The sequence below is a fragment of the Rhodococcus sp. G6(2025) genome, from assembly GCF_058628105.1.
Genome location: NZ_CP179750.1, coordinates 7101495 through 7124053 on the forward strand (window position 1 = coordinate 7101495; position 22559 = coordinate 7124053).

The following is a 22559-nucleotide window of genomic DNA, read 5'->3' on the forward strand; positions in this document are numbered from 1 at the left end:
TTCTGCCGCCGTCACGCGGTGGTCGACAGCAGTTCCTGTTCGCGGAAGACTCTCGGCGAGACCCCGTACGTCTCCTTGAACAGCCGCGAGAAGTGCGACGAGTTGACGAGACCGTATCGGGCACAGATGGTTCCGATGCTGTCGCCGCGGAATCGGACGTCCTTGAGATCGCGGCGGCACTTCTCGAGCCTGCGGTGACGGATCCACCCGGCCACCGTGTGTCCGTCCGCCTCGAACATCTTCTGCAGGTGCCGGGTCGACACGTGGTGGTGGGACGCTACCGTGGCGGTGTCGAGCGTGGGGTCGTGCAGGTGCGCGTCGATGAATGACCTCACGCGTAGTAGCAACGACGCGCCGGGAGCGGTGGCGTCGGCGGGCGCCTCCGATTGCACCGCGGCACTGAGCAGGTCGAGCACCGCGTCCTCGACGAGGGGCGTCGTCGGCATGGTGCCGGTGACGACGGAGTGGTGGAGGTTCGTCAGGAACGGAGAGACGAGCGCGCCCATGCCGGTGCTGCCCTGGATGCGGCGCGCCGACACGGTGCCCAGTTCCCGCGAGGCGATGCGCAGTAGTTCGCGGGGAAACATCAGCACGAACATGCTGAAGTCGCCCGCGAAGTGCAGGTCGTACGGCTTGCTGGTGTCGTAGACGGCGAAGTCGCCGGGCCCGAGCACGGCCTCGCGGTCGTCCTGGACGATGACGCCGCTGCCCGACAGTTGCAGGCCCACCTTCACCAGGCCGGGGTCGGACCGCTTGATCGACGTGCGGGTCCGGCGGACGTCGACCGCGTGTCCCCCGACCTCGCTGAGCTGCAACCCGCCGAGCGCGGTGGTGCGCAGGGTCCCGGTGAAGCGCCCCGGTCCGTCCTCCGCCGTGGACACCACGGCGAGCGGGACGAATGCCGTGGAGACGGCCTGACGCCAGTGCTCGAACTGCCCGTCGTCACGCGCGGGCCCACCACCGAGACGCACCTTCGATCACCTCACTGAGCGGAGCGGTTGTCGATCAGTCGACGTGCCTTACCGAGTGAGCGTTCGAGGTCGCCGGGAGCGACGACGTCGACCTTCACGCTCACGCCGATCCTATTCTTCACCAGCTTCTGCAGTTCACCCGCGGCCCACGCGTGGTCGTCGGTCACGGCATCCGGACGCGATTCCACCCGCACGGTCAGCTCGTCCATGCGGCCCGGGCGGTCGAGGATGCACTGGAACTGGGGTGCCAGCGCCGGCACGGCAAGGATCAGTTCCTCGATCTGGGTGGGGAAGAGGTTCACCCCGCGCAGGATGATCATGTCGTCGGTGCGTCCGGTGACCTTCTGCATCCGCCGCACCGACCGCGCCGTTCCCGGCAGCAGCCGGGTGAGGTCGCGGGTGCGGTACCGGATGATCGGCATGGCCTCCTTGGTCAGCGACGTGAAGACGAGTTCGCCCTCCTCACCGTCGGGCAGCACCTCCCCGGTGACCGGGTCGATGATCTCCGGGTAGAAGTGGTCTTCCCAGATGTGCAGGCCGTCCTTGGTGTCGACGCATTCCATCGCGACACCCGGGCCCATCACCTCGGACAGTCCGTAGATGTCGACGGCGTCCATGTTCAGTTGCTTCTCGAGTTCGGTGCGCATCTCCTCGGTCCACGGCTCCGCCCCGAACACACCGGTCCGCAGCGACGTCTTCGCCGGATCGATGCCCTTCTTGATCATTGCGTCGACGATCGTGAGCATGTACGACGGGGTCACCATGATCGCGTCGGGTTCGAAGTCCTCGATCAGCTGAATCTGTCGGTCCGTCATGCCACCGGACATCGGGATCACCGTGCAGCCCAGCCGCTCGGCACCGTAGTGCGCGCCGAGGCCACCGGTGAACAGGCCGTACCCGTACGCGACGTGCACCTTGTCCGACGGCTTCACCCCACCCGCCCGCAGGCTCCGCGCGACCAGATCGGCCCAGTTGTTCAGGTCGCCCGTGGTGTACCCGACGACCGTCGGGCGCCCGGTGGTCCCGGACGACGCGTGGATGCGCGAAACCTTCTCCTGCGGCACCGCGAACATCCCGAACGGATAGTTCGCCCGCAGGTCCGCCTTCGCCGTGAACGGGAACTTCGCCAGATCGGACAGGTCCTTCAGGTCACTCGGGTGCACACCGGCGTCGTCGAACGCCTTCCGGTAATGCGGAACGTTGCTGTACGCGTGGAGAAGTGACCACTGCAGGCGTTCGAGTTGCAGCGATGAGATCCGGTCGCGCGTGGCGAACTCGATGTCCTGCGAGGGGGCGGCGATACTGGTCATTCTAGTCTCCGGGGTGTGCGGGCTGGGTATGGTCAGGCGTCGAAATCGACGGTCACGCTGTCGCTGACCGGGAAGGTCTGGCACGTCAGCACGAAGCCGGAGTCGACCTCGTAGTCCTCGAGCGCGTAGTTGCGGCGCATGTCCACGTCACCGCACGTGATCTTGGCGCGGCACGTTCCGCAGACGCCGCCCTTGCAGGCGAACGGAAGGTCCGAGCGGTACTTCTCGGCGGCATCGAGGATCGACTCGTCCCGCGGCAGCGTCGCGGTGGTCGAGCGACCGTCCAGGACAACCGTCACCTCACTGCTCGGCCCGGTGACGCCGGGCTCGCGGTGGGTTTCCATCGGCGGGGGCACGTCGTCGACGAAGAACAGTTCGTGATGCACGCGGCTCTTGTCGATCTGCAAGTCGCCGAGAACGGTCTCGGCGTCGGTGACCATGCCGTACGGGCCGCACAGCCAGAAGTGATCGATATCGGCCACCGGGACCACGGCGTCGAAGATGGCCCGGAGCCGGTCGGCGTCGAGACGGCCGGTGAACAGTTCGACCTCGCGGGGCTCGCGGGACAGAACATGGATGATGTCGAAGCGCGACCCGTACGTGTCCTTGAGGTCGGCGATCTCCTCGGCGAACATCACCGAGCGGGTGCGCCGGTTGCCGTACAGGAGAACGACTTCGGCCTCGGGGTTCGCCAGCATCGATGCGGCGATCGACAGCATCGGCGTGATGCCCGATCCGGCGGCGATCAGCACGTGGCGACCGCCGGCCGCGGGGTCGGCGACGAACGTTCCGCTCGGGCCCTGCACCTCGATCCGGTCGCCGGGGCGGACGTCGTGCACGAGCCACGTCGAGAACAGACCGTCGGACACCTCGCGCACACCGACCCGCGGCGCGGAACCGGAAGGCGCGCAGATGGAGTACGAGCGGCGGTGTTCGACGCCGTCGATCGTCCGCCGCAGCGTGAGCGACTGTCCGGGACCGAACACGAACTCGTCGGCGAGCTCGGCCGGCACGTCGAACGTGACCGCGACCGCGTCGTCGCACAGGGATTCGACGTCGGCGACGGTGAGGGTGTGAAACGCCCTGTTGCGCAACGCCGCGCCGGGTGTCGGGGAGACCGCTGTGGTCATGGTCAGATTTCCTTCACGTGATCGAAGGGCTCGAGGCAGTCCAGGCACCGGTAGAGCGCCTTGCACAGCGTCGCCCCGAATTCCGAGTCGAGCCGGGTGTTCGCCGAGTGGCACTTGGGGCATGCCACGGGTCGCGGCTTGACGGTGAGCGTCAACGGCACCGGACCCGAAGTGCGCCGCGGCGCGGGACCGGGTGTCGAGTAGCCGTTCTCGCGGAGCGTGCGCAGCCCGTTCTCGCTGATCCAGTCCGTGCTCCACGGCGGCGACAGGACGGTCCTGACCTCGACGCTGCCGAACCCGGCGTCCTGCAGGGTGTGCTCGATGTCGTCCCGCATGGTGGCCATCGCGGGGCAACCGGAATAGGTGGGGGTGATGGTCACGACCACCGACCCGTCGGCGTATTCCTCGACGTCGCGCAGCACACCGAGATCGGCGAGCGTGAGCATCGGCATCTCGGGGTCGAGCACGGATTCGGCGAGGCGACGGGCGTCGCTGCGCACGGCGGTGGTCATGTCACCACACTCCTTCGGGGTGCGCCCGGGCCACGCTCTGCATCTCGGCGAGCAGCAGTCCGAGCGACTCGGTGTGCAATCCCTGCCGGCCTGCCCGGCCGCCGACGGTGCCGACGGTCCGGCCTGTCGGTGCGGTGAGCTCGGCGGCATGCAGCACCTGCTCGAGGACGGAATCGAATTCCTCACGCACGTCCCGCGGGTCGACGCCCACCCCCACCGCCGCGAGCGCGAGCTCCTCGGTGGTCGGGACGAACAGTTCCTCGACATACGGCCACACGTGGGTTAGCGCCGCTTCCATCCTGGACTTCGACTCCTCCGTGCCGCAGCCGAGCGTCACAACCCAGCGGGCCGCGTAGTCGCGGTGGTAGGTGAGTTCCTTGACGCCCTTCACCGCGACCGCCGCGAGGACCGGGTCCCGGGACGTGCGGAGACGATCGAACAGCGCGAGACGCCACGTCGAGAACACCAGCAGTCGCGTGATCGACTGAGCGAAGTCGCCGTTGTCGAGTTCGGCCAGCCGGGTGTTGCGGAACCGATTCTCGTCCCGGAAGAACGCGAGCGCGTCCTCCGCGGGAATCGGGCTCGTCTCCGAGATATACGGCACCACCGACGCGTCCGCCGCGGCCGCCCGGGCGAGCAGCAGTCGCGCCTGACCGAGCAGGTCGAGCCCGACGTTCGCGAGCGCGACCTCCTCCTCGAGTTCCGGTGCGCGCGTGCTCCACTCGGCGAGACGCTGTGAGCTGATCAGCGCATCGTCACCGAGCATCAGGCAGTAGCCGGCCAGCGCGGAGAGGTCGACGTCCTCCGGAACCGTGGTGTCGACACCCGCGAGGGGGTCGTCGAAGCTGGTGCCGAACGCCCACTGACCGTGGCTGTCTTCGTCGACGAGGCCTTCGTAAGCATTGTCGTGGTCGGTCATCGTCAGCCTCACATGTGGGGAACGTTGTCGGGGATCTCGTAGAACGTGGGGTGCCGGTACACCTTGTCGCCGCTGGGCGCGAAGTAGGGATCCTTCTCCGACGGGCTGGACGCCACGATCGAATTGGACCGCACCACCCAGATGCTCACGCCCTCGTTTCGGCGGGTGTAGACGTCCCGGGCGTGCCGGACGGCCATCTCGTCGTCGGCGGCGTGCAGGGATCCGACGTGGACGTGGTTGAGTCCGCGCTTGCCGCGCAGGAACACCTCGTACAGCGGCCAGTCGGCGCGGACATTCGACGACGACGGTTCGGTGGGTACGTCAGCGGTGGGGATGGCACCGTGGCCGCCCTCTGCCGTGTAGTCCTCGGGGATCATGCGTTCTCCTTGCTGCTCTCGCGGCGGGCGAAGGCCGTCGCGGCCTCCCGCACCCACGCCCCGTTCTCGTGTGCTGCCCGCCGGTTGGCGACGCGCTCGACGCTCGATGCGCCGTTGCCCTTGATCACCTGCATGAACTCGCTCCAGTCGGGCTCACCGAAGTCGTGAGCGCCGCGCTCGGCGTTCCACTTCAGGTCCGGATCCGGGAACGTCACGCCGAGCACCTCGGCCTGCGGGATGGACATGTCGACGAACCGCTGACGGAGTTCGTCGTTGGTGTGCCGCTTGATGCGCCACTTCATGGACTGCTCGGAGTTGGGCGACTGGTCGTCCGGCGGTCCGAACATCATCAGCGCCGGCCACCACCAGCGGTTCACCGACTCCTGCACCATCTCGCGCTGGGCGTCGGTGCCGCGCATCATCGTCATCAGCAATTCGAAGCCCTGCCGCTGGTGGAACGACTCCTCCTTACACACCCGGATCATCGCCCGCGCGTACGGCCCGAAGGAGCTGCGGCACAACGGAACCTGGTTGCAGATCGCGGCGCCGTCGACGAGCCAGCCGATGACGCCGACGTCGGCGTAGGTCAGCGTCGGGTAGTTGAAGATCGAGGAGTACTTCTGCTTGCCCTCGATCAGCTTCTCGGTGAGGTCGGCGCGATCGGCTCCGAGCGTCTCGGCGGCCGAGTACAGGTACAGGCCGTGCCCGGCCTCGTCCTGAACCTTCGCCATGAGGATCGCCTTGCGGCGCAGCGACGGCGCGCGAGTGAGCCAGTTGCCCTCCGGTTGCATGCCGATGATCTCCGAATGCGCGTGCTGCGCGATCTGCCGGATCAGAGTCTTGCGGTAGCCGTCGGGCATCCAGTCCCTCGGCTCGACCCTCTGGTCGGCTGCGATGGTGTCATCGAAGAGCTCTTGCAGCTCATCGGAACCGTGTGACGTGGTCATATGTCCTACCTCTATTACCGAATGATCGGTTGGTATCAAGTATGCATGTCAGCCCCCGCCCACACAAGGGCGGGAGCCGAATTACGTCAGTGGCCTTCGAAGGCGGGCGTACGCTTCGCGAGGAACGCGTCGACCGCGCTGCGGTGGTCCTTCGACCGGCCGAGCTGCTCCGCGGCCTCACGCTCCCGTTCGAGCGCCTCCGCCAGCCCGGTGGACGCCGCCGAGACCAGCGTCTTGACCTGCGCATACGCCGCCGTCGGACCGTCGGCCAGCTTCCGCGCCAGCGCGGCGGCCGCGTCCCCGAGTTCGGCGTCGGGCACCACCCGGTGCACCAGCCCCCAGTCCAGCGCCTGCGCCGCCGTGAACCGGTCGCCGAGCATCATCAGCCCGGTCGCCCGGCTCGGCCCGAGCGCCTGCACCAGGGTGTGACTCAGCCCGGAGTCACCGGCCAGCGCGATCCCCGTGAACGCCGTGGCGAACTTGGCGCCCTCCCCCGCAATCCGGATGTCGGCGGCCAGGGCGATGCCCAGCCCCGCCCCCACGCAGGCGCCGCCGACCGCGACGACGACCGGGACGCGGACCGCGGCCAGCGCCCGGAGCAGCGGGTTGTAGTGCTCGGCGACGGTGTCCATCGCGTGCGCGGCGTCCGCCTCCAGCCCGGCGACGTGCTCGGCCAGGTCCTGGCCGACGCAGAAGTTCTTGCCCTCCGCCTGCAGCAGCAGGGCGCGCACGCCGTCGTCGGCGGCGACCTTCTCCACCGCCGCCAGCAACTGTTCCTTCACCGCGCGGTCCAGGGCGTTGGACGCGCCCGCACGGCGCAGGGTGATGGTGGCCAGTCCCGCGTCCACGGAAAGTCCGACCACGTCGTCAGTGCTCATGAGAATGTGCCTCCTGCTGGTTGTGGTGTGGGTGGCCCGTCAGGACCAGGTGAAGAACCCCTGGCCGGTCTTGCGGCCGAGTTCGCCGTTGGCGACCTTCTCGCGCAGCAGCGCGGGCGGCGCGAACCGGTCGCCGAGCGTCTTTGCGAGGTGCTCGGCGATCGCGAGCCGGACGTCGAGTCCGACCAGATCGGTGGACCGCAGCGGTCCCATCGGGTGGCGGTAGCCCAGTTCCATGGCCCGGTCGATGGACTCGGCGTCGGCGACGCCTTCCTCGAGCATCCGGATCGCCTCGAGCCCGAGGCACACGCCCAGACGGCTGGTCGCGAAGCCCGGGGAATCGTTCACCAGCACCTCGGTCTTGCCGAGCTGGGCCACCCACTCCCGGACCTTCTCGACGACACCGGAGTCGGTGGCGGGCGCGCGGACGATCTCGACGAGCGTCGACGCCGGAACCGGATTGAAGAAATGCATGCCGATCAGCCGCGCCGGGTCATTCAGCGCCGCCCCGAGGCCGGCGATGGAGATCGAACTGGTGTTGCTGGCGATCACCGTCGACGGGTCGACCGTCTTCTCGACGAGCGAGAGCACGGACAGCTTGAGGTCCACCAACTCCGGCACCGCCTCGACCACCAGATCCAGGGCCGGCGGGAGCGCATCGGGGGCGGCCACCGTGGACACCCGTCCGAGGATCGTCGCGGGATCGACGTCGCCGAGCTTGCCGCGTTCGTGCGCGCGGTCCAGTCCGTCGGACACCCGCCTCAGCGCCGCCTGCCGGTCGCCGCTCTCGGCGATGGTGACGGTGGAGCCGAGGGTCGCGAAGACCTGCGCGATACCCGCGCCCATCCGGCCGCCGCCGACCACTCCGACGTTCTTCGGTGCCGTGCTCGTCATTTTCTCTTCTCCAGAAACGCAGTCATGCGGTCGTGTTTGTCGCGGCTCTCGAACAGCACCGCCTGGGCGATGTCGTCGGCGAACGGGTGCGAGCCCGGTGCGTCGACGATCATCTTCGTGAGCTTGAGCGCCAGCGGCGCCGACCGCGTGATGCGGTCGATGACCTTGTGCGCTGCATCGATGTGCTCGCCGGGGGCGACGACACTCATGACGAGTCCGCTGCGCAGCGCGTCCCGCGCGTCGAGGTTCCGGCCGCCGAGCAGAACCTGCTTGGCGACGGACGTGCCGACCAACTCGGGCAACCGGTAACTGGCCCCGGCCGCGGCCATGATCCCCAGCCCCGGCTCCGGGTTCCCGAAGACCGCGGTCTCGGTGGCGATGCGGATGTCGCACGCGTAGGACAGTTCGGCGCCGCCGCCGAGCGCGTACCCGCTCACCGCCGCGACGGTGGGCAGCGGCAGCTTCGCGATGCGGTCGAACAGATTGCGGTTGATGCCGGCGAACGCCTCGTCGCGGCCACGTTCACGCAGTTCGGCGATGTCGGCGCCACCGGCGAAGTGGTCGCCCTCGCCGGTCAGCAACATCGGCTTCGGCGTCGCCTCCAGCGCGGCGCACACCTGGTGCAGTTCGCCGATCATCTCCGCGTTGATCGCGTTGCGCTGCGCGGGACGGTACAGCGTGACCACCATGCGGTCGTCGCGGTCCTCGATCTTCAGTGTGTTCACGGCGCCTCGATCAGCATCGCGACGCCCTGGCCGACGCCCACGCACAGCGTGGCCAGCCCGCGGCGGGCGCCTTCGCGTTCCATCCGGCCGAGCAGCGTCAGCAGGATCCGCGCACCCGAGCAGCCCAGCGGGTGGCCGAGTGCGATGGCGCCGCCGTCCGCGTTGACGATCGACTCGTCCAGCTTCAGCTGCCGGATCACCCCGAGCGACTGCGCCGCGAAGGCCTCGTTGAGTTCGGCGGCGCCGAGGTCGGAGATCGACCAGTTGGCGCGGGCGAGGGCCTTGCGGGTGGCCGGGACCGGGCCCAGACCCATGACGTTGGGGGCGATGCCCGCGCTGGCGCTGGTGGCGATGCGGCCGCGGACGGTCAGACCGTACTTCTCCACCGCAGCCTCGCTCGCGACGACCAGGGCCGCGGCGCCGTCCGAGAGGGACGACGACGAGCCGGCTGTCACGATGCCGCCGGTGCGGAACACCGGTTTCAGCGAACCCAGCTTCTCCAGCGTGGTTCCCCGCCTGGGGGTTTCGTCGGCGGTCAGTTCACCATCGCGCACCGGCACGGGCACGATCTCACGGGCGAACCGGCCGGCGTCCACCGCCGCGATCGCCCGCTCCTGGCTGCGCAGCGCGAAGGCGTCGCTCTCGGCGCGGGTGATGCCCTCGAGCGCGGCGACCTCCTCGGCCGTCTCGCCCATCGACAACGTCACCTTGCGGACGTCCGGTCCGGCCCCGGCCGGAACGTCACGGTCTGCCGCGGTGAACCGCGGGTTCGTGAAGCGCCAGCCGAGCGAGGTGTCGGCCACCTCCCCCGGACGCGCCCACGGGGTGCCGGGCTTGGCCATCACCCAGGGTGCGCGGGTCATCGATTCGACGCCGCCGGCGATCACGATGTCGGCCTCGCCGCTGCGGATGGTGTGCGCGGCGGACGCGACGGCGGTCAGACCGCTCGCGCACAGGCGGTTCACCGTGTAGCCGGGAACGCTGTCGGGCAGGCCCGCGAGCAGCACGGCCATGCGGGCGACGTCCCGGTTGTCCTCACCGGCCTGGTTGGCGGCACCGAGGATCACCTCGTCGACGGCGTCGCCCGGGATTCCGGCCCGGCGGGCGGCCTCTGCCACGACGAGACCGGCAAGGTCGTCGGGGCGCACTCCTGCGAGCGCTCCGCCGTATCGACCCTGCGGGGTACGGGCTCCGTCCACCAGAAACACTTCGGCCACAGTCTTCTCCTTCACGGGGGTGCCGTCTATTAATAACCGAATCTTCGGTCGGTACGCAAGGGGAGGTAGCGCACAAAAAGTTGCGATGCTCCCTTGACAACCAGCGGCGGAAGCGACGATTCTGTTAACCGACCGAACGTACGGTGAAATGGAGTTGTCGTGAGCAAGTTACTGGAAAGCTACGCCGCCGGACGCTGGTACACCGCGCTGGACGAGGGAACCCCGCTGCTGAGCGCGGTCGACGGCTCCGAGGTGGCGCGCATCTCCGCGACCGGACTCGACCTCGGCGAGATGGTGACCTACGCCCGCGAGGTGGGCGGACCGGCGCTCGCGAAACTGACCTTCCACGAGCGCGCCGCCGCCCTCAAGGCGCTCGCCCTCACCCTCATGGCGGGCAAGGACGAGTTCTACGCCCTCTCCACCTCGACCGGCGCCACCAAGCGCGACTCCGGCGTCGACATCGACGGCGGCTTCGGCACCCTCCTCAGCTACGCCAGCAAGGCCAGGCGGGAACTGCCCAACGACACCGTCTACCTCGACGGCGCGTTCGAGCAGCTGGGCAAGAAGGGCACCTTCCTCGGCCAGCACGTCTACACCTCGCGCCGCGGCGTGGCCGTCCAGATCAACGCGTTCAACTTCCCGGTGTGGGGCTTCCTCGAGAAGCTCGCCCCCGCGTTCATCGCCGGCGTCCCGTCCATCGTCAAGCCCGCGAGCCAGTCGGCCTATCTCACCGAGCTCGTGTTCCGTCGCATCATCGAGTCCGGGCTGCTGCCCGAGGGTTCGGTCCAGTTGCTGTCGGGGAGCGCCCGCGGGCTGCTCGACCACCTCGGCGGGCAGGACTCCGTGGCGTTCACCGGATCCGCCGACACCGCGGCCACCCTGCGGGCGCACCCGAACGTCGTCGGTGACGGCGTCCACTTCAACGCCGAGGCCGATTCGCTCAACGCGTCGATCCTCGGCTCCGACGTCGAACCGGGCAGCGAGGAATTCGACCTCTACGTCAAGCAACTCGTCACCGAGATGACAGTGAAGGCCGGCCAGAAGTGCACCGCCATCCGGCGCGCCTTCGTGCCGACCGCACTGATGGACGACGTCATCGCCGCCGCCGAGGCCCGGCTGTCGCGCGTCGTGGTCGGCGCCCCCGACGCCGAAGGCGTCACGATGGGTGCGCTCGCCAGCCTGGAACAGCGCGACGAGGTCCTGAAATCGCTCCGCGGACTGACCAAGTCGGCGCAGATCGTGGTCGGCGACCCGGAGAACTTCGACGTCGTCGGCGCCGACAAGGCGACGGGCGCGTTCCTGCCGCCGATCCTCCTGCGCTCCGACGACAAGGACGCCACCGAACCCCACGACATCGAGGCCTTCGGCCCGGTCAGCACCGTCATCGGATACGACAGCACCGACGAGGTCATCGAACTCGCCGCCCGCGGCAAGGGCAGCCTCGTCGCCTCCCTCGTCACCCGCGATTCCGCACTCGCCCGCGACATCGTGCTGGGCCTCGCCCCGTTCCACGGCCGCGTCCTCGTCCTCAACCGCGACGACGCCAAGGAATCCACCGGCCACGGCTCACCCCTGCCCGTCCTCGTGCACGGCGGCCCCGGACGCGCAGGCGGCGGTGAGGAACTCGGCGGCATCCGCGGCATCCTGCACCACATGCAGCGCACCGCGGTCCAGGCCACCCCCGACATCCTGACCGCGGTCGGAAACAAGTGGGTCACCGGTTCGCAGCGCAACGACGACGGCATCCACCCGTTCCGGAAGAACCTCGCTCAGTTGCGGATCGGCGACACCATCGTCGGCGGCCCCCGCCAGGTCACCCTCGCCGACATCGACCACTTCGCCGAGTTCACCGGCGACACCTTCTACGCCCACACCGACCCCGAGGCCGCGGCCGCGAACCCGCTGTTCGGCGGCATCGTCGCCCACGGATACCTCGTCGTCTCCCTCGCCGCCGGCCTGTTCGTCGAACCGAATCCCGGTCCCGTCCTCGCCAACTTCGGCGTCGACAACCTCCGGTTCCTCACCCCCGTCAAGGCCGACGACAGCCTCACCGTCACGCTCACCGCGAAGCTCATCACCCCGCGCAGCAGCGCCGACTACGGTGAAGTCCGTTGGGATGCAGTCGTCGTCAACCAGGACGGCGATCCCGTCGCAACGTACGACGTACTCACCCTCGTCGCCAAAGGAGAAAACGCATGAGCTTCAAGGTCGCCGTCTGTTACGGCCACCCCGATGATCCCGAGGCGTTCGACGCCTACTACCGCGACACCCACATGCCGCTGGCCCGCAAGATCCCCGGCCTGACCGACTTCACGTGGGGCAAGTGCAGCGCCCTCGACGGCGGGAAGCCGCCGTACTACGCGGTCGCAAGCCTCGTCTTCCCCGACGCCGACACCATGAAGTCCGGATTGCAGTCCGAGGAGATGAAGCAGGCGGGCAAGGACGTCCGCAACTTCGCCACCGGCGGCGTCACCATGTACGTCCAAGAAGAAGAATCCGTCTACAACCAGTAGGAGAACCATGACTGTCGACGCGTCCGCGGAATGCCGCATCGCGCGGAAGATGTTCGAAGCCGACAACGCGTCCCAGGCGCTCGGCATCGAGATCCTCGAGCTCAGCCCCGGTCACGCAGTCGCGTCGATGGTCGTGGGTGAGACCATGGTCAACGGCCACGGCATCACCCACGGCGGGTTCGTGTTCACCCTCGCCGACACCACATTCGCGATGGCGTGCAACGGATACGACACGCCCGCCGTCGCCGCCCGCGCCGACATCCGATTCCTGACCGCCACCCGCCTCGGCGACACCCTCGTCGCCGAGGCCGTGGAGCGGGCCCGATTCGGGCGCAACGGCATCTACGACGTCACCGTCCGGCGCGGCGACGACGTCATCGCCGAGTTCCGCGGCGACAGTCGTGCGCAGCCGCGCCCGTGAGCATGTGCGCTCCGCACCTGTGAGTACTTGTTAACCACGGGACGTTAATAAGTACTCACGGGCCGCAGGCACGCGACAAGTCCGATCTCCAGCGCGACCCAGACTGCACCGTCCGGTCCCACGGCGATCCCGTGCGGCTCCGAAGACGGTGTCGGCAGGTCGTATTCGGTGATGTCGCCGTCCGGCCCGATGTGTCCGATGCGGTTTGCGCCCCATTCGGTGAACCAGCAACCGCCGTCGGGGTCGGCGACGACGGCGTGAGGTCGGGCCGAGCGGTCCAGGAGTGCGAACTCGTCGATCCGGCCGTGGACGGAGATCCGGCCGATCTGCCCGGCGCCGATCTCGACGAACCACAGCGCGTCGTCGGTCCCGCGGGTGATCCCCACCGGCCCGGCGGCGGGCGTGGGCAGAGAATGCACCGCGACGTTGCCGTCGAGATCGATACGGCCGATCGCGTTCGCCTGGTTGAGGGTGAACCACAGTGCGTCGTCCGGACCCAGCGTGATCGCCGAAGGGAACCCGCCGTCCGTGGGCAGAGGAAACTCGGTGATCTGCCCGTCAGTGGTGATCCGCCCGATCCGGTCGGCATTCGTCTCGGTGAACCACAGGGCACCGTCCGGGCCGGCGACGATCCCGAACGGACCGCTGTCCGGGGTCGGGATCGGGAAGGAATCGATCGCTCCGTTCGACGTCATCCGCCCGATCCGGTGGTCGCGGAATCGTGTGAACCACAAGGCCTCGTCCGGGCCCGGCGTGATGATGGTGGGCCCACACTCCGCGGTGTCGAGCGGAAACGTCGCGACTTCACCGTCGACGGTGAGGCGCGCGATCCGACCGGCGTGGACGAGCGTCACCCACAAGGCCTGGTCGGGCCCGGCCGTGATCGCGTACGGCCCCGACTTCTCGTCGGAGACGGCGAACTCCTGGATTCTCATGCGCTCCGCACCTGTGAGTACTTGTTAACCGCGGGGGGGCTGTTGCGGAATTGAGTGAGGGCGGTCCGGGTGCGGGTGTCTCGTGCCGAGGTGGGTGCCGGTGCGGGGGTGGCCCCCGCCGGGTCAGGGGGTGGCCGGGAGCGGGGTGCCGCCGGTCAGGTGGGTGAGGATCTTGCCGAGGTTGTGCACGGCGGCGTGGAACGCCCATTCGCTGCGGGCGCGGTCGAGGCCGCGGCTGGTGAAGCGGCGGAATCCGAGGTTGTGTTTGGCGTGCCCGAACACGGTTTCGGCGATGGGTGAGCGTTTGCGGTAGGTGGCGATACCGGCCTCGGTGCGCAGCCGGTGGGTCATGGCCTGGATCGGATCCGCTTGCGGCGGTGGCGGTCCGGTGACCGGATCAGCGGTGGCGGCGGCCTCGAGGTGACGGGATTTGCCGGTGGCGATCAACCGGTCCGGGCCCGGCGCGGTGAGGTTCTCGCGGGAGCAGTAGCCGGCGTCGAAGAGCATCACCCCGATCAGCTCCTCCGGGCTCGTGCCGGTCGGTTCCTTCCCACGTCGGGTGGTGTCGATCAGGTGCGCGGCCGCCCCGGCCTTGTCGACCATCTCGGGGAAATAGTCGTAGTCCGCCGGGCCGGTCCCGACCCCGGTGGCCAGGATCAACCCGTCCTCGCTGGTGAAGGCCTGACAGTTGTAGCCCTGCACCCAGCCGCCGCCGCGCAGCGGCTGCAACCGCGAATCGGGATCGGTGGTGTTGCGGCGCCGCTGCCCGGCGGCGGCGGTGCGCTCACCCTGTTTGCGGAGGGCGGTGTCGAGTTCGGTGCGCCGGCGCCGGACCAGGTGGTGCTTCTCGACCGGTTTCGGTGCGAACCGGGTGCCCCCGCCCCCGGCCTCGGTGCCACCCTGGAACCGCTCGATCACCGCGTGCTGGGCGGCGACCGCCTCGGCCAGACGCCGCTCGGCGGCGGCGACCTCGGCCCCGACCGGCACCCGGCCCATCACCGTCTGGCCCGCGTCGAGCCGGGCCAGATAGTCCTGCGCCTTCTGGTCCCGCTCGCACCGTTCGGCGTCCTTCTCCGCGTCGAGCTGGGCCAATGCCTCGGCGATCCGGGCCGAGCGGGTGCTGGGATCGGCCAACTCCGCCGGCACCTGTCCCGGGCCCGGATCGTCCTCGCCGTAGAGGTCGTCATCGGCGTCATCGGTGGCGGCGTGCGCGGCCACCGCGGCGGCGGCGATCCGCGCGGCCTCGGCCTCGGCTGCCCGGCGCAGCCCGTCCTCGGTGCGGTTGGCGTCCTTCGATGCGTTCGAGGCGATCTTCACCCCGTCCAACGCGATCGTCTCGAGTCGGCCCAGACCCAACCGTGCGGCCAGGATCAGGACCTGCGTGAACAGGGCCTCGCAGGCGGTGTGGTTGTCCTTGCGGAACCGTGAGATCGTCACGTGATCGGGGGTGTCGCCGGCGCAGATCACCCGGTAGGACACCACCTCCGAGCAGGCCCGCTCGATCTGCCGCGACGACCGCACCCCCCGCGACCACGCCCAGATCAGCAGGGTCACCAGCATGTCCGGGTCGTACCCGGCGCGCCCGGCACCCCCGGTGCGGCGAGAGCCGTGAAAAGCGCTGGTGTCGAGATGGGTGTCGACGATCTCGATCACCGTCCACACCGGATGCGTGGGCGGCACCCACTCCCGCATGTCCGGTGGCAACAAAAACTGCTGATCACGATTCACCGGTCGATACCCCTTGGCCACCAACACATTATCCAAGAAACATCAGGTCGGGGCGCCGCGGCACGCGGAGACCCCGACCCGGAAATTTGAAACAGCCCCCGGGACGTTAATAAGTACTCACGGGCGCGAAGCGCCTATGGGGGCCGCGTGCTTTCCGCGCTCGGACGCGGCGGCGTCGCGCGCTGCCCGCTCGGCGGCGGCCGCCTCGATGGCGATCGCGTGATCCACCGCGTGCGGCGCGATGCCGAGGTTGTCCAGAGTCTCCCACAGACTCGACAGGGCAGCCTTCGGGTCGAGGTAGTACTCCGACTCCCGGACGCGCCAGAACGTCCAGCCGCACCGTTTGAGTTCCTGCTCGCGTTCGAGGTCCGCGATCCGCTGTTCCGGGGTGGTCGAGAACGCGTCGCCGTCGCATTCGACGGCGAGTCTCATGGTGCCGCCGGTGACGACGAGGTCGATGCGCCGATTGTTCACCTCGACTTGCGAATTGACGTGGTAGCCGCGTTCGGCGATGTCGTTGAACACCCGCTGCTCGAGCAGATTGTCGAACGGCGGGATCCGGGTGTCGCGGTCGACGTCCTGCGGCATGGGGTCGGCCGGCGCCGGCGACGTCGACATCATGTAGCTGAGCAGGGAGTTGCGCAGGTCGGCCCGCTTCAGTTCGTCGACGGTCACGGAGTGGAACAGCCACAGCTGGTCCTGCGCCCGTGACGCCGCGACGTTGAACCGCCGCTTGTACTGGTTCGCCGTCAGCGGTGCGAAGTTCTGCTCGGGTCCCACGACCATCGACAGGAAGACGACGCTTCGTTCGTCGCCCTGGAAGTCGGGCGGCGTCCCGACCCGGAGTCGCCGCTGTTCCCACTGTTCGATGCCGATGCGTTTGACGAGTTCGGTCCGGATGGCGTCGACCTGGGACTGCCCCTGCAACACGACGATTCCGAACGTCTTGCCGTCGTAGCGAGGGTCGACGAGGCATTCGATGAGCTGGTCGACGAGGGCGGCGGCCTCGACGTGGTTGGTGAGTGTCGCGTCCTTGCCTGACACGGTGGCCTCGGATACGTACGTATGTTTCAGCGGCGGAAGCCGGTCCGCGCCGAACTGCCGCACCGGGACCAGCGGCAGTTCGCCGTAGAATTGGGTGCTCGACCAGTTGATGATCTCGGGCATCGAGCGGAAGTGCTCGCGGAGCCGGACCACCTGACCGAAGCTGGTGCGCAGGATCGAGAACAGGCTCGACCGCGGCGTGAGCGTGGCCTGGACGTACTCCGGAAGGTCCGGCAGGTAGGCGTCGAGCCGCGTGAACACGTCGTCGAGGGTGCCGGTGGTGGGGATGTCGGCGGGTGCGCACTGCTTGTCGTCGCCGACAACGATCACCCGCGGCGCCAGCCACAGCAGGAACAGGTTGGTGATGTCGGCCTGGCTCGCCTCGTCGACGATGACGACGTCGAAGCTGCCCGGCACGGGCGGGATCGACGCGAGCACCTGCTGCAGCGGCATCACCCACGCGGGCACCGCGCCCTGCGCCTCGCCCATCGCGGATCGTGCTGCGCTGCGGTACTTCTCGGCGTACTTCCCGGCGCCGGCACCGATGCTGGAGATGTGCTCGCGGTACGTCTGCAGTGCCCGCACCTGATCTGCCGTCAGGTGTTCGAGGCAGTCGCGCCAGGCGGTGGCCGCCGCGAGCCGCGCCGTCAGGTGCGCGAGATCCGCGTCGACGGCGTTGAGTTCGGCTTCCAGCTCCTGCTCACGACCGGCACGGTGCTGCTCGGTGACCCATTGGCGGGCACGGCGCCACGCCCAGGCCTCCGACATCTGCCAGCTCATCTCGTCCCACTCGGTGAGCGCCGCCGTCCTGCGCACCAGTTCGTACAGCGCCGGGGCGACGGGTGAGAGTTTGTCGGACAGTTCGTCGAACAGCCGCTGATCCTGCTGCTCGACGCGGGCGATCGCGTACCGGGAGAGGGCATCCGACAGGGCCTCGTTGTCGGCCTGATCGAGTGCCGCCACCAGGGCGGTGCCTTCCGGCGACGGTCCCGCGTCGACCTCGGTGGAGACTGCCGAGACGATGGCGTCGAGTTCCGCACGGGCACTGTCCACGTCGGCGCGCGTGGTGATCGCTTCTGCGGCCCCGGCCACCGCGACGGCGTCCGCAAGAGTGCGGATCCGCGGCGCGTTCGGGGACAGCGCGAACAGTTCGCGGGCCAGCGCGTCGCGCGCGACGAGGAGGGCGCGCACCCGGGCCACCCGGCCGACGATCATGTTGAGGCTGTCGACCTGGACGGCACGGGAACCGTTCATGTCCACCGGAATCCGAAGGTCCGCCAGCAGGGTGGCGGCGGTCTGCGCGGCGTCGTGGGCGCGTAAGTGCTCGGTCACGAGCCGCACGGTGGCGGCGGTCGTGGCGGGTACACCGTCGACGGTGGCGTCGAGGCCGAGTTCTTCGACGGCCTTCTGCTCGTCGCTGCGACGGAAGCGCGTCTTCCACTCGACGGCGCCGGATTCCATCGCGACGGCGAGCGCACCGATCGCCTGCAGCGCCGGTCGGGTCATGACGGCGCACTGGACGTCGTGCGCACCGATGTAGCGGTCGGCGGCCGCGGCCGCCTCGACGATCGCGGGCAGGGCGTCCAGACGACCCCACAGGTGCGTCGCCCGGCCGGAGAGGACGGTGTCGGCGAGGCCCTGGAACTGGCCGTCGAGGTCGAGGACGTCGTGTGCCCGCGCCTGCAATTCCTTGCAGTGCCGGCGAACCGTGTACGCCGTCTCGGGGTCGACACCCCCGAGGACCTCGAGCAGATGCGCCGACTGCGGGGTGTCGATGGGGACGCTGGTCGAGGCCCGCGAGCAGAGCCGTTCGAGTTCGGCCCGGTTGGGCAGCAGCGAGTCGAGCGCGGGAAGCGTCTGACGGGACCGCTGCGCCCGTTCGGGGGACGCCGTCACCGACAGCCGGCGCAGCGTCTCGACCTCGGTGCCGGTGAGGGGCGGCTGCTCGCTCAGCAGCGGACCGGGAAGCCACTCGAAGGCGTCCTGCAGACCCATGACCTTGCGGACGATGGTGGCGGCGGTGCCCTCGTAGCCGTCCGCGACAGCGTCGTGGAGGTAGGTCTCGGACTCGCGCAGCGCCTTCACCTGCTCGAGTACGACGGCCCGCTTCTGCACGGCCTCGTCCCGCTGGGCGCGGAGATCGGCGATCTTCTGGCCCTCGCTGTGCGGGTTGAACGACGACTTCCGTTCGGCGATCGTCGCGACGCTGCGGGTGAGCTCGTCGGAGCCGCCGCGGGACAGATCGGTGATGGAGACGCACAGTTCCTGCATCTCGGGCGGGAGCTTGTCCCTCAGCACCCGGAGCGCCTGCGCCTTCTCGCTCGTGACGAGCACCCGCTGGCCGCGCGCGAGCAGCGCCGACACCAGGTTGGCGATGGTGTGGGTCTTGCCCGTGCCGGGCGGCCCTTCGACCACCACTCCGCTGTCCCCGCCGAGCCGCTCGATGATCTGCGACTGCTCGGCGTTGGCCGGGAGCGGGAAGAGCGGGTCTTCGGCGAGCGTCGACGAGGTGGCAGCGCCGGTGCGCTCGAGCCACGACAGCCGGTCTGCCGGTTCGATCGCCTCGACCAGCTGCGCGAGCCCGAGCGGAACGGTCGCGCCGTCGCGTTCGAGGTGGGAGATCATCTGCTCGTAGTACTCGACCAGCGCGAAGGCACTGCGCTTGCGCAGGACCAGGGCGGGCGACAGCGTGAGGGTGCCGTCGGCGTCGGTGTCGGGTGGCCGGAGGCCGTCCCGCATCGTGACAGTCGTCATCAGCGACTTCGGCGCCCACTCCGCGAGCAGGGCGCGAACGCCGTCGCTCAGCGGCGACACGGCGGTGTCCTGCAGTTGCTTCTGCAGCGGCATCGCGTGCGCGCTGTCGTAGACGTCGAGTCCGGTGAACAGCTGGGAGTCTTCGAGCCGGGGCTGGGAGCCCGCGATCAGCCGCACCAGCAGGTCGCCGGTCCGGGGATCGCGGTGGATGCTCGCCGACTGGGTGACCAGGTGGGTCTGGACGCCGTCCGGGCCTGCGCCCGCCAGGGTCAGCAGACCGGACGCGACGACGAGTTCGATCGACTCGGGTCGGGCGTTCAGCTCCTGCAGCATCCGCTGCAGCGACTGGTACAGATCGGCGTGCGGACGACGCTCACGGTCTGCCTTCGCCCACGCCTGCCAGCGCGGCACGTAAGCGTCGAACGCCTGCCGGACGTCGTACGCGCGGCGCACGTCGTATTCCTCGTCGGAGTCCTCGGCGTAGGCGTCGGACGCGTTCAGTTCGAGATCGGAACGCGAGCTGTCGGAGCGGGCCGCAGCGTCCACCCAGCCGGCCAGGACCGTGGGCAGTTCCGGCGGATCCTCGACGCCGATGAGGGGCACGCGCAGGACGATGTCGCCCTGCGCGGCGTCGGAATCGAGTTGGATCGTCCGGCCGTCCTGATGCAGCCATTCAACCTGTTCGTGCTGGTCGACGCGGAGAACCGGCTTCGTGCGAGCCCTGACGATCTCGCGCAGGAACTGCAGCAGGCGCTGGACGCGGCCTGCGAGCTCGGCGTCGTTTTCGGGACTCGACAATGTAAACCTCTGCGAATTCTCGGTGATGACGTGCGCTTGCCCCCGCCGTGCACACTATCGGGTCGAGGGGGTGAAGTTCGAGGCGTCATCCCCTGGCAGAGGGACTGGACGGTCGCTCGGGGTGCAGATCGGGCCTCCATTCGTACCGACCGGTCGCTACTGTTCGTCCATCACGGTCCCGCGGATCACGACGCTCGCCGCGGTGATCGCGACCGTCGCACCGACGACGCTGGGAGGTGGCTCCGTGTCGGCTGCAGCCCCGGCGCCGGGGCCCGGGTCACGGCGGGGACGGAGTGTTCAAGGACAGGCAGCGGTACGTGGACGGCTGGACGACGATGACACCCGGCGCTCCCCGCACGCTGACGAGCTTCCAGGACTGGACGCGCTCGTGCGAGCCCGGCGCGGCACAGGTGCTGCGTGATTTCTTCGACGGCGCCGACGGCGTTCCGCTGCCCGCCGATCAGTGGAACGGCCTCGCCCGGCACCTCGAACAGGCTGCGGCACTGGGCAAACCGCTCCTGTGGACGTTCGTGCCCGACCCCCGGCCCGCCGACTGCACCTATGGTCTCCGCCCGCCGACAAGGGACGTGGTGGGCCAGTTCGGGAGCTGGGGATCCGGCACCGCCCCCGACGACACGTAGTCGTGGATCGTCAGGCCCAGGAGACGGATTCTTCGGGGTCGAGCCTGGGCAGCCGGTCGAACCAGGGGTTCTCGCTCGGGTGACCGATGTTGACCACGAGGGTCGAATGCCACTGGCCGTCGGGGAAGAACTCCTTGTCGATTCCCTCGGCGTCGAATCCGGCCATCGGGCCGGCCACCAGACCCAGCGAGCGCACGGCGAGGATGAAGTAGCCGGCCTGGAGGGCGGCGTTGAAGTCCCCGGTCTGCTTGCGCATCGGTTCGTTCGCCTCGAACACGTCGCGGAGTTCGGGACGGAACGGCAGCAGTGCCGGGATGTGGTCGTGGAAACGTGGGTCGACCGCGAGGACGGCGACGGCGGGCGCCGAGGCGGTCTTCGCCTTGTTTCCCTCGTTCATGTGCTCGACCAGTCGAGCGCGGCCCTCGTCGGTGCGCACGAACAGGACCCGGAGCGGCTGCGTGTTGGCCGCCGTGGGCGCCCAGCGCGCGAGTTCCCAGATCTGCGCGAGTTCCTCGTCGCTCACCGGCGTCGGAGCGAAGCTGTTCGCGGTTCGCGCTTCCGTGTAGAGCAGCGCACGTGCCGCCTCGTCGAGTCCTCTACCTGTAGAGATTGCGTGTCTCATCGACTCCCTTTCTGCTTGTTACTTCTAAAATACTAGTTGCAGGGCCGATGCTAGCACCATTGATAGGGTGGAGGCGTGGCTGACGACGGCGAAGTGACGCACGAACCCCGTGCCTGCGACGCGGCACTCGCCCGCGCCTTCACGTTCCTCGGCAAGCGCTGGAACGGTGTGATCCTCGGCGTGCTGATGGAGGGACCGTCCACGTTCTCCGAGCTACGCCGCGGAGTGGGCGGTATCAGCGATTCGGTGCTGTCCGACCGGCTCGCCGAACTGGCCGCGGCCGGACTCGTCCTGCGCTCAGTGGAGGAGGGCCCACCGGTCTCGGTCGCGTACGAACTCACGCCGGCCGGCCGGGCACTCCTGCCGTCCCTGAACGCCCTGACGGCCTGGGCGCGCGAGAATCTGCCGGCATAGCCGGATGCAGACGACGAGGACGCGGACGGTCAGCGTCCGCCGCGTCGCAGGGTCACGCGATACGTGTAGTGCTCGGGCAGGAAGTAGCTGACCGCCAACTCGACGGTCCGCCCCTCCGAATCGGAATAGAGGCGGTCCACCCGCAGCATCGAATGGCCCTCGGGGCAGCCGAGTTCGCGGGCCACGTCCGCGGGGGCGGGCGCGACCGTGATCGATTGCGCCGCCTCGACGATGGGGCTGCGCAGGTGCGGCTCCAGCAGACCGATGATCGTGTACGCGCTGACGGCGCCCTCGGACATCTCGGGCGCGTCGACGACGAGCCGGGCGATCTCGTCGGGAAGGTACACGGTGGTCAGCACGAACGGGGTGTCGTCGTGGCGCCGCCGGAACACGACCGTGTGGACGAGGTCCGTGTCGAGGCGGAGCCTGCTCGCGGCCTCGATGTCGACCCGGCGGCGCAGCGGAGAGACCACCTCCATGGTGGTGTCCGTGGACAGATTCATCAGATCCTCGATCGACCCCAGCTGACGCAGGTATCGGCCGTCGGACTCCGCTGCGAACGTCCCGCGTCCCGGGACCCGGTAGACGATGCCCTCGGCTACCAGGTCCTGGAATGCGCGTCGCACGGTCTGCCGGCTCACGCCGTGCTGTTCCGCGAGCTCGAATTCGGTAGGGAGCTTGAGGCCGCCGCGGTACTTGCCCGCGGCTATGTGCTCACGGAGCTGCTTCGACACCAGCTGGTACGCCGGCTCCGTCTCTCGTTCCCGTTCCCTACCGTTCATCGCGCACCGATCCTACGTGCAGGTTGC

21 protein-coding genes are annotated in these 22559 nt (G+C 69.0%); 5 read left to right on the plus strand and 16 right to left on the minus strand.

Annotation, left to right across the window (positions count from 1 at the left end):
• Positions 1-11 precede the first annotated feature (11 nt).
• The 11 genes from ACLIVD_RS32880 to ACLIVD_RS32930 all read right to left on the minus strand — a co-directional run bounded on the left by ACLIVD_RS32880 (position 12) and on the right by ACLIVD_RS32930 (position 9880).
• Positions 12-971, minus strand: coding sequence for an AraC-like ligand-binding domain-containing protein (locus ACLIVD_RS32880; RefSeq protein ID WP_491931345.1), 960 nt, complete (start codon positions 969-971; stop codon positions 12-14).
• 11 nt (positions 972-982) lie between these two features.
• A complete protein-coding gene (paaK, locus tag ACLIVD_RS32885) occupies positions 983-2281 on the minus strand; it encodes a phenylacetate--CoA ligase PaaK (RefSeq protein ID WP_491931346.1) in 1299 nt (432 codons plus the stop codon).
• Between the two features lie 32 nt (positions 2282-2313).
• Positions 2314-3411, minus strand: a complete 1098-nt coding sequence (paaE, locus tag ACLIVD_RS32890; protein ID WP_317569154.1) for a 1,2-phenylacetyl-CoA epoxidase subunit PaaE — start codon at positions 3409-3411, stop codon at positions 2314-2316.
• 2 nt (positions 3412-3413) lie between these two features.
• Positions 3414-3923 (minus strand): 1,2-phenylacetyl-CoA epoxidase subunit PaaD, encoded by a 510-nt coding sequence (gene paaD, locus ACLIVD_RS32895; protein WP_283351335.1) that lies wholly within the window; start codon positions 3921-3923, stop codon positions 3414-3416.
• 1 nt (position 3924) lies between these two features.
• Positions 3925-4842 (minus strand): 1,2-phenylacetyl-CoA epoxidase subunit PaaC, encoded by a 918-nt coding sequence (paaC, locus tag ACLIVD_RS32900; protein ID WP_491931347.1) that lies wholly within the window; start codon positions 4840-4842, stop codon positions 3925-3927.
• 8 nt (positions 4843-4850) lie between these two features.
• Positions 4851-5219 carry a 1,2-phenylacetyl-CoA epoxidase subunit PaaB gene (gene paaB, locus ACLIVD_RS32905; RefSeq protein WP_491931348.1) on the minus strand — a complete coding sequence of 123 codons (369 nt, stop codon included), beginning with the start codon at positions 5217-5219 and terminating at the stop codon, positions 4851-4853.
• A complete protein-coding gene (paaA, locus tag ACLIVD_RS32910) occupies positions 5216-6166 on the minus strand; it encodes a 1,2-phenylacetyl-CoA epoxidase subunit PaaA (RefSeq protein WP_491931349.1) in 951 nt (316 codons plus the stop codon). Before paaA ends, paaB begins: the two co-directional genes overlap by 4 nt.
• 86 nt (positions 6167-6252) lie before the next feature.
• On the minus strand, positions 6253-7044 hold the full coding sequence (locus tag ACLIVD_RS32915; protein WP_317569156.1) for an enoyl-CoA hydratase-related protein: 792 nt from the start codon (positions 7042-7044) through the stop codon (positions 6253-6255).
• A gap of 39 nt (positions 7045-7083) precedes the next feature.
• Positions 7084-7938, minus strand: coding sequence for a 3-hydroxyacyl-CoA dehydrogenase family protein (locus ACLIVD_RS32920; RefSeq protein ID WP_491931350.1), 855 nt, complete (start codon positions 7936-7938; stop codon positions 7084-7086).
• Positions 7935-8663, minus strand: coding sequence for an enoyl-CoA hydratase/isomerase family protein (locus ACLIVD_RS32925; RefSeq protein ID WP_491931351.1), 729 nt, complete (start codon positions 8661-8663; stop codon positions 7935-7937). The genes ACLIVD_RS32920 and ACLIVD_RS32925 overlap by 4 nt, the downstream gene beginning before the upstream one ends.
• Positions 8660-9880, minus strand: a complete 1221-nt coding sequence (locus tag ACLIVD_RS32930; RefSeq protein WP_491931352.1) for a thiolase family protein — start codon at positions 9878-9880, stop codon at positions 8660-8662. Before ACLIVD_RS32930 ends, ACLIVD_RS32925 begins: the two co-directional genes overlap by 4 nt.
• 159 nt (positions 9881-10039) lie before the next feature.
• Here ACLIVD_RS32930 and paaZ point away from each other — a divergent pair, with 159 nt between their 5' ends.
• Genes paaZ through paaI form a run of 3 tightly spaced genes read left to right on the plus strand, consistent with a single transcriptional unit; the run spans position 10040 to position 12814 of the window.
• Complete coding sequence (gene paaZ / locus ACLIVD_RS32935) at positions 10040-12079, plus strand: phenylacetic acid degradation bifunctional protein PaaZ (protein WP_491931353.1); 2040 nt, start codon at positions 10040-10042, stop codon at positions 12077-12079.
• Positions 12076-12393: an EthD family reductase gene (locus ACLIVD_RS32940; RefSeq protein ID WP_283332159.1), complete on the plus strand. Its 318-nt coding sequence runs from the start codon at positions 12076-12078 to the stop codon at positions 12391-12393. The genes paaZ and ACLIVD_RS32940 overlap by 4 nt, the downstream gene beginning before the upstream one ends.
• Before the next feature lie 7 nt (positions 12394-12400).
• Positions 12401-12814: a hydroxyphenylacetyl-CoA thioesterase PaaI gene (gene paaI / locus ACLIVD_RS32945; protein WP_283332160.1), complete on the plus strand. Its 414-nt coding sequence runs from the start codon at positions 12401-12403 to the stop codon at positions 12812-12814.
• Between the two features lie 44 nt (positions 12815-12858).
• On the opposite strand, the gene ACLIVD_RS32950 is transcribed toward paaI, so the two are convergent.
• The 3 genes from ACLIVD_RS32950 to ACLIVD_RS32960 all read right to left on the minus strand — a co-directional run bounded on the left by ACLIVD_RS32950 (position 12859) and on the right by ACLIVD_RS32960 (position 20073).
• Positions 12859-13749: a Vgb family protein gene (locus tag ACLIVD_RS32950; protein WP_283332161.1), complete on the minus strand. Its 891-nt coding sequence runs from the start codon at positions 13747-13749 to the stop codon at positions 12859-12861.
• Between the two features lie 123 nt (positions 13750-13872).
• Positions 13873-15504 (minus strand): transposase, encoded by a 1632-nt coding sequence (locus ACLIVD_RS32955; protein WP_491932876.1) that lies wholly within the window; start codon positions 15502-15504, stop codon positions 13873-13875.
• A gap of 90 nt (positions 15505-15594) precedes the next feature.
• Positions 15595-20073 carry an AAA domain-containing protein gene (locus ACLIVD_RS32960; RefSeq protein WP_491931354.1) on the minus strand — a complete coding sequence of 1493 codons (4479 nt, stop codon included), beginning with the start codon at positions 20071-20073 and terminating at the stop codon, positions 15595-15597.
• 293 nt (positions 20074-20366) lie between these two features.
• Between ACLIVD_RS32960 and ACLIVD_RS32965 the strand changes: the two genes are divergently transcribed.
• The gene (locus ACLIVD_RS32965) at positions 20367-20714 is read left to right on the plus strand and encodes a hypothetical protein (protein ID WP_491931355.1); all 348 of its coding nucleotides are present in this window, start codon (positions 20367-20369) and stop codon (positions 20712-20714) included.
• 10 nt (positions 20715-20724) lie between these two features.
• Here ACLIVD_RS32965 and ACLIVD_RS32970 read toward each other — a convergent pair whose 3' ends face one another.
• Positions 20725-21336 (minus strand): malonic semialdehyde reductase, encoded by a 612-nt coding sequence (locus tag ACLIVD_RS32970; protein ID WP_491931356.1) that lies wholly within the window; start codon positions 21334-21336, stop codon positions 20725-20727.
• A 75-nt stretch (positions 21337-21411) separates the two neighbouring features.
• Here ACLIVD_RS32970 and ACLIVD_RS32975 point away from each other — a divergent pair, with 75 nt between their 5' ends.
• A complete protein-coding gene (locus tag ACLIVD_RS32975) occupies positions 21412-21750 on the plus strand; it encodes a winged helix-turn-helix transcriptional regulator (protein ID WP_009475646.1) in 339 nt (112 codons plus the stop codon).
• 29 nt (positions 21751-21779) lie between these two features.
• Here ACLIVD_RS32975 and ACLIVD_RS32980 read toward each other — a convergent pair whose 3' ends face one another.
• Entirely contained in the window at positions 21780-22532 is a 753-nt protein-coding gene (locus ACLIVD_RS32980) for a GntR family transcriptional regulator (protein WP_007301678.1), read from the minus strand.
• Positions 22533-22559: the final 27 nt, after the last annotated feature.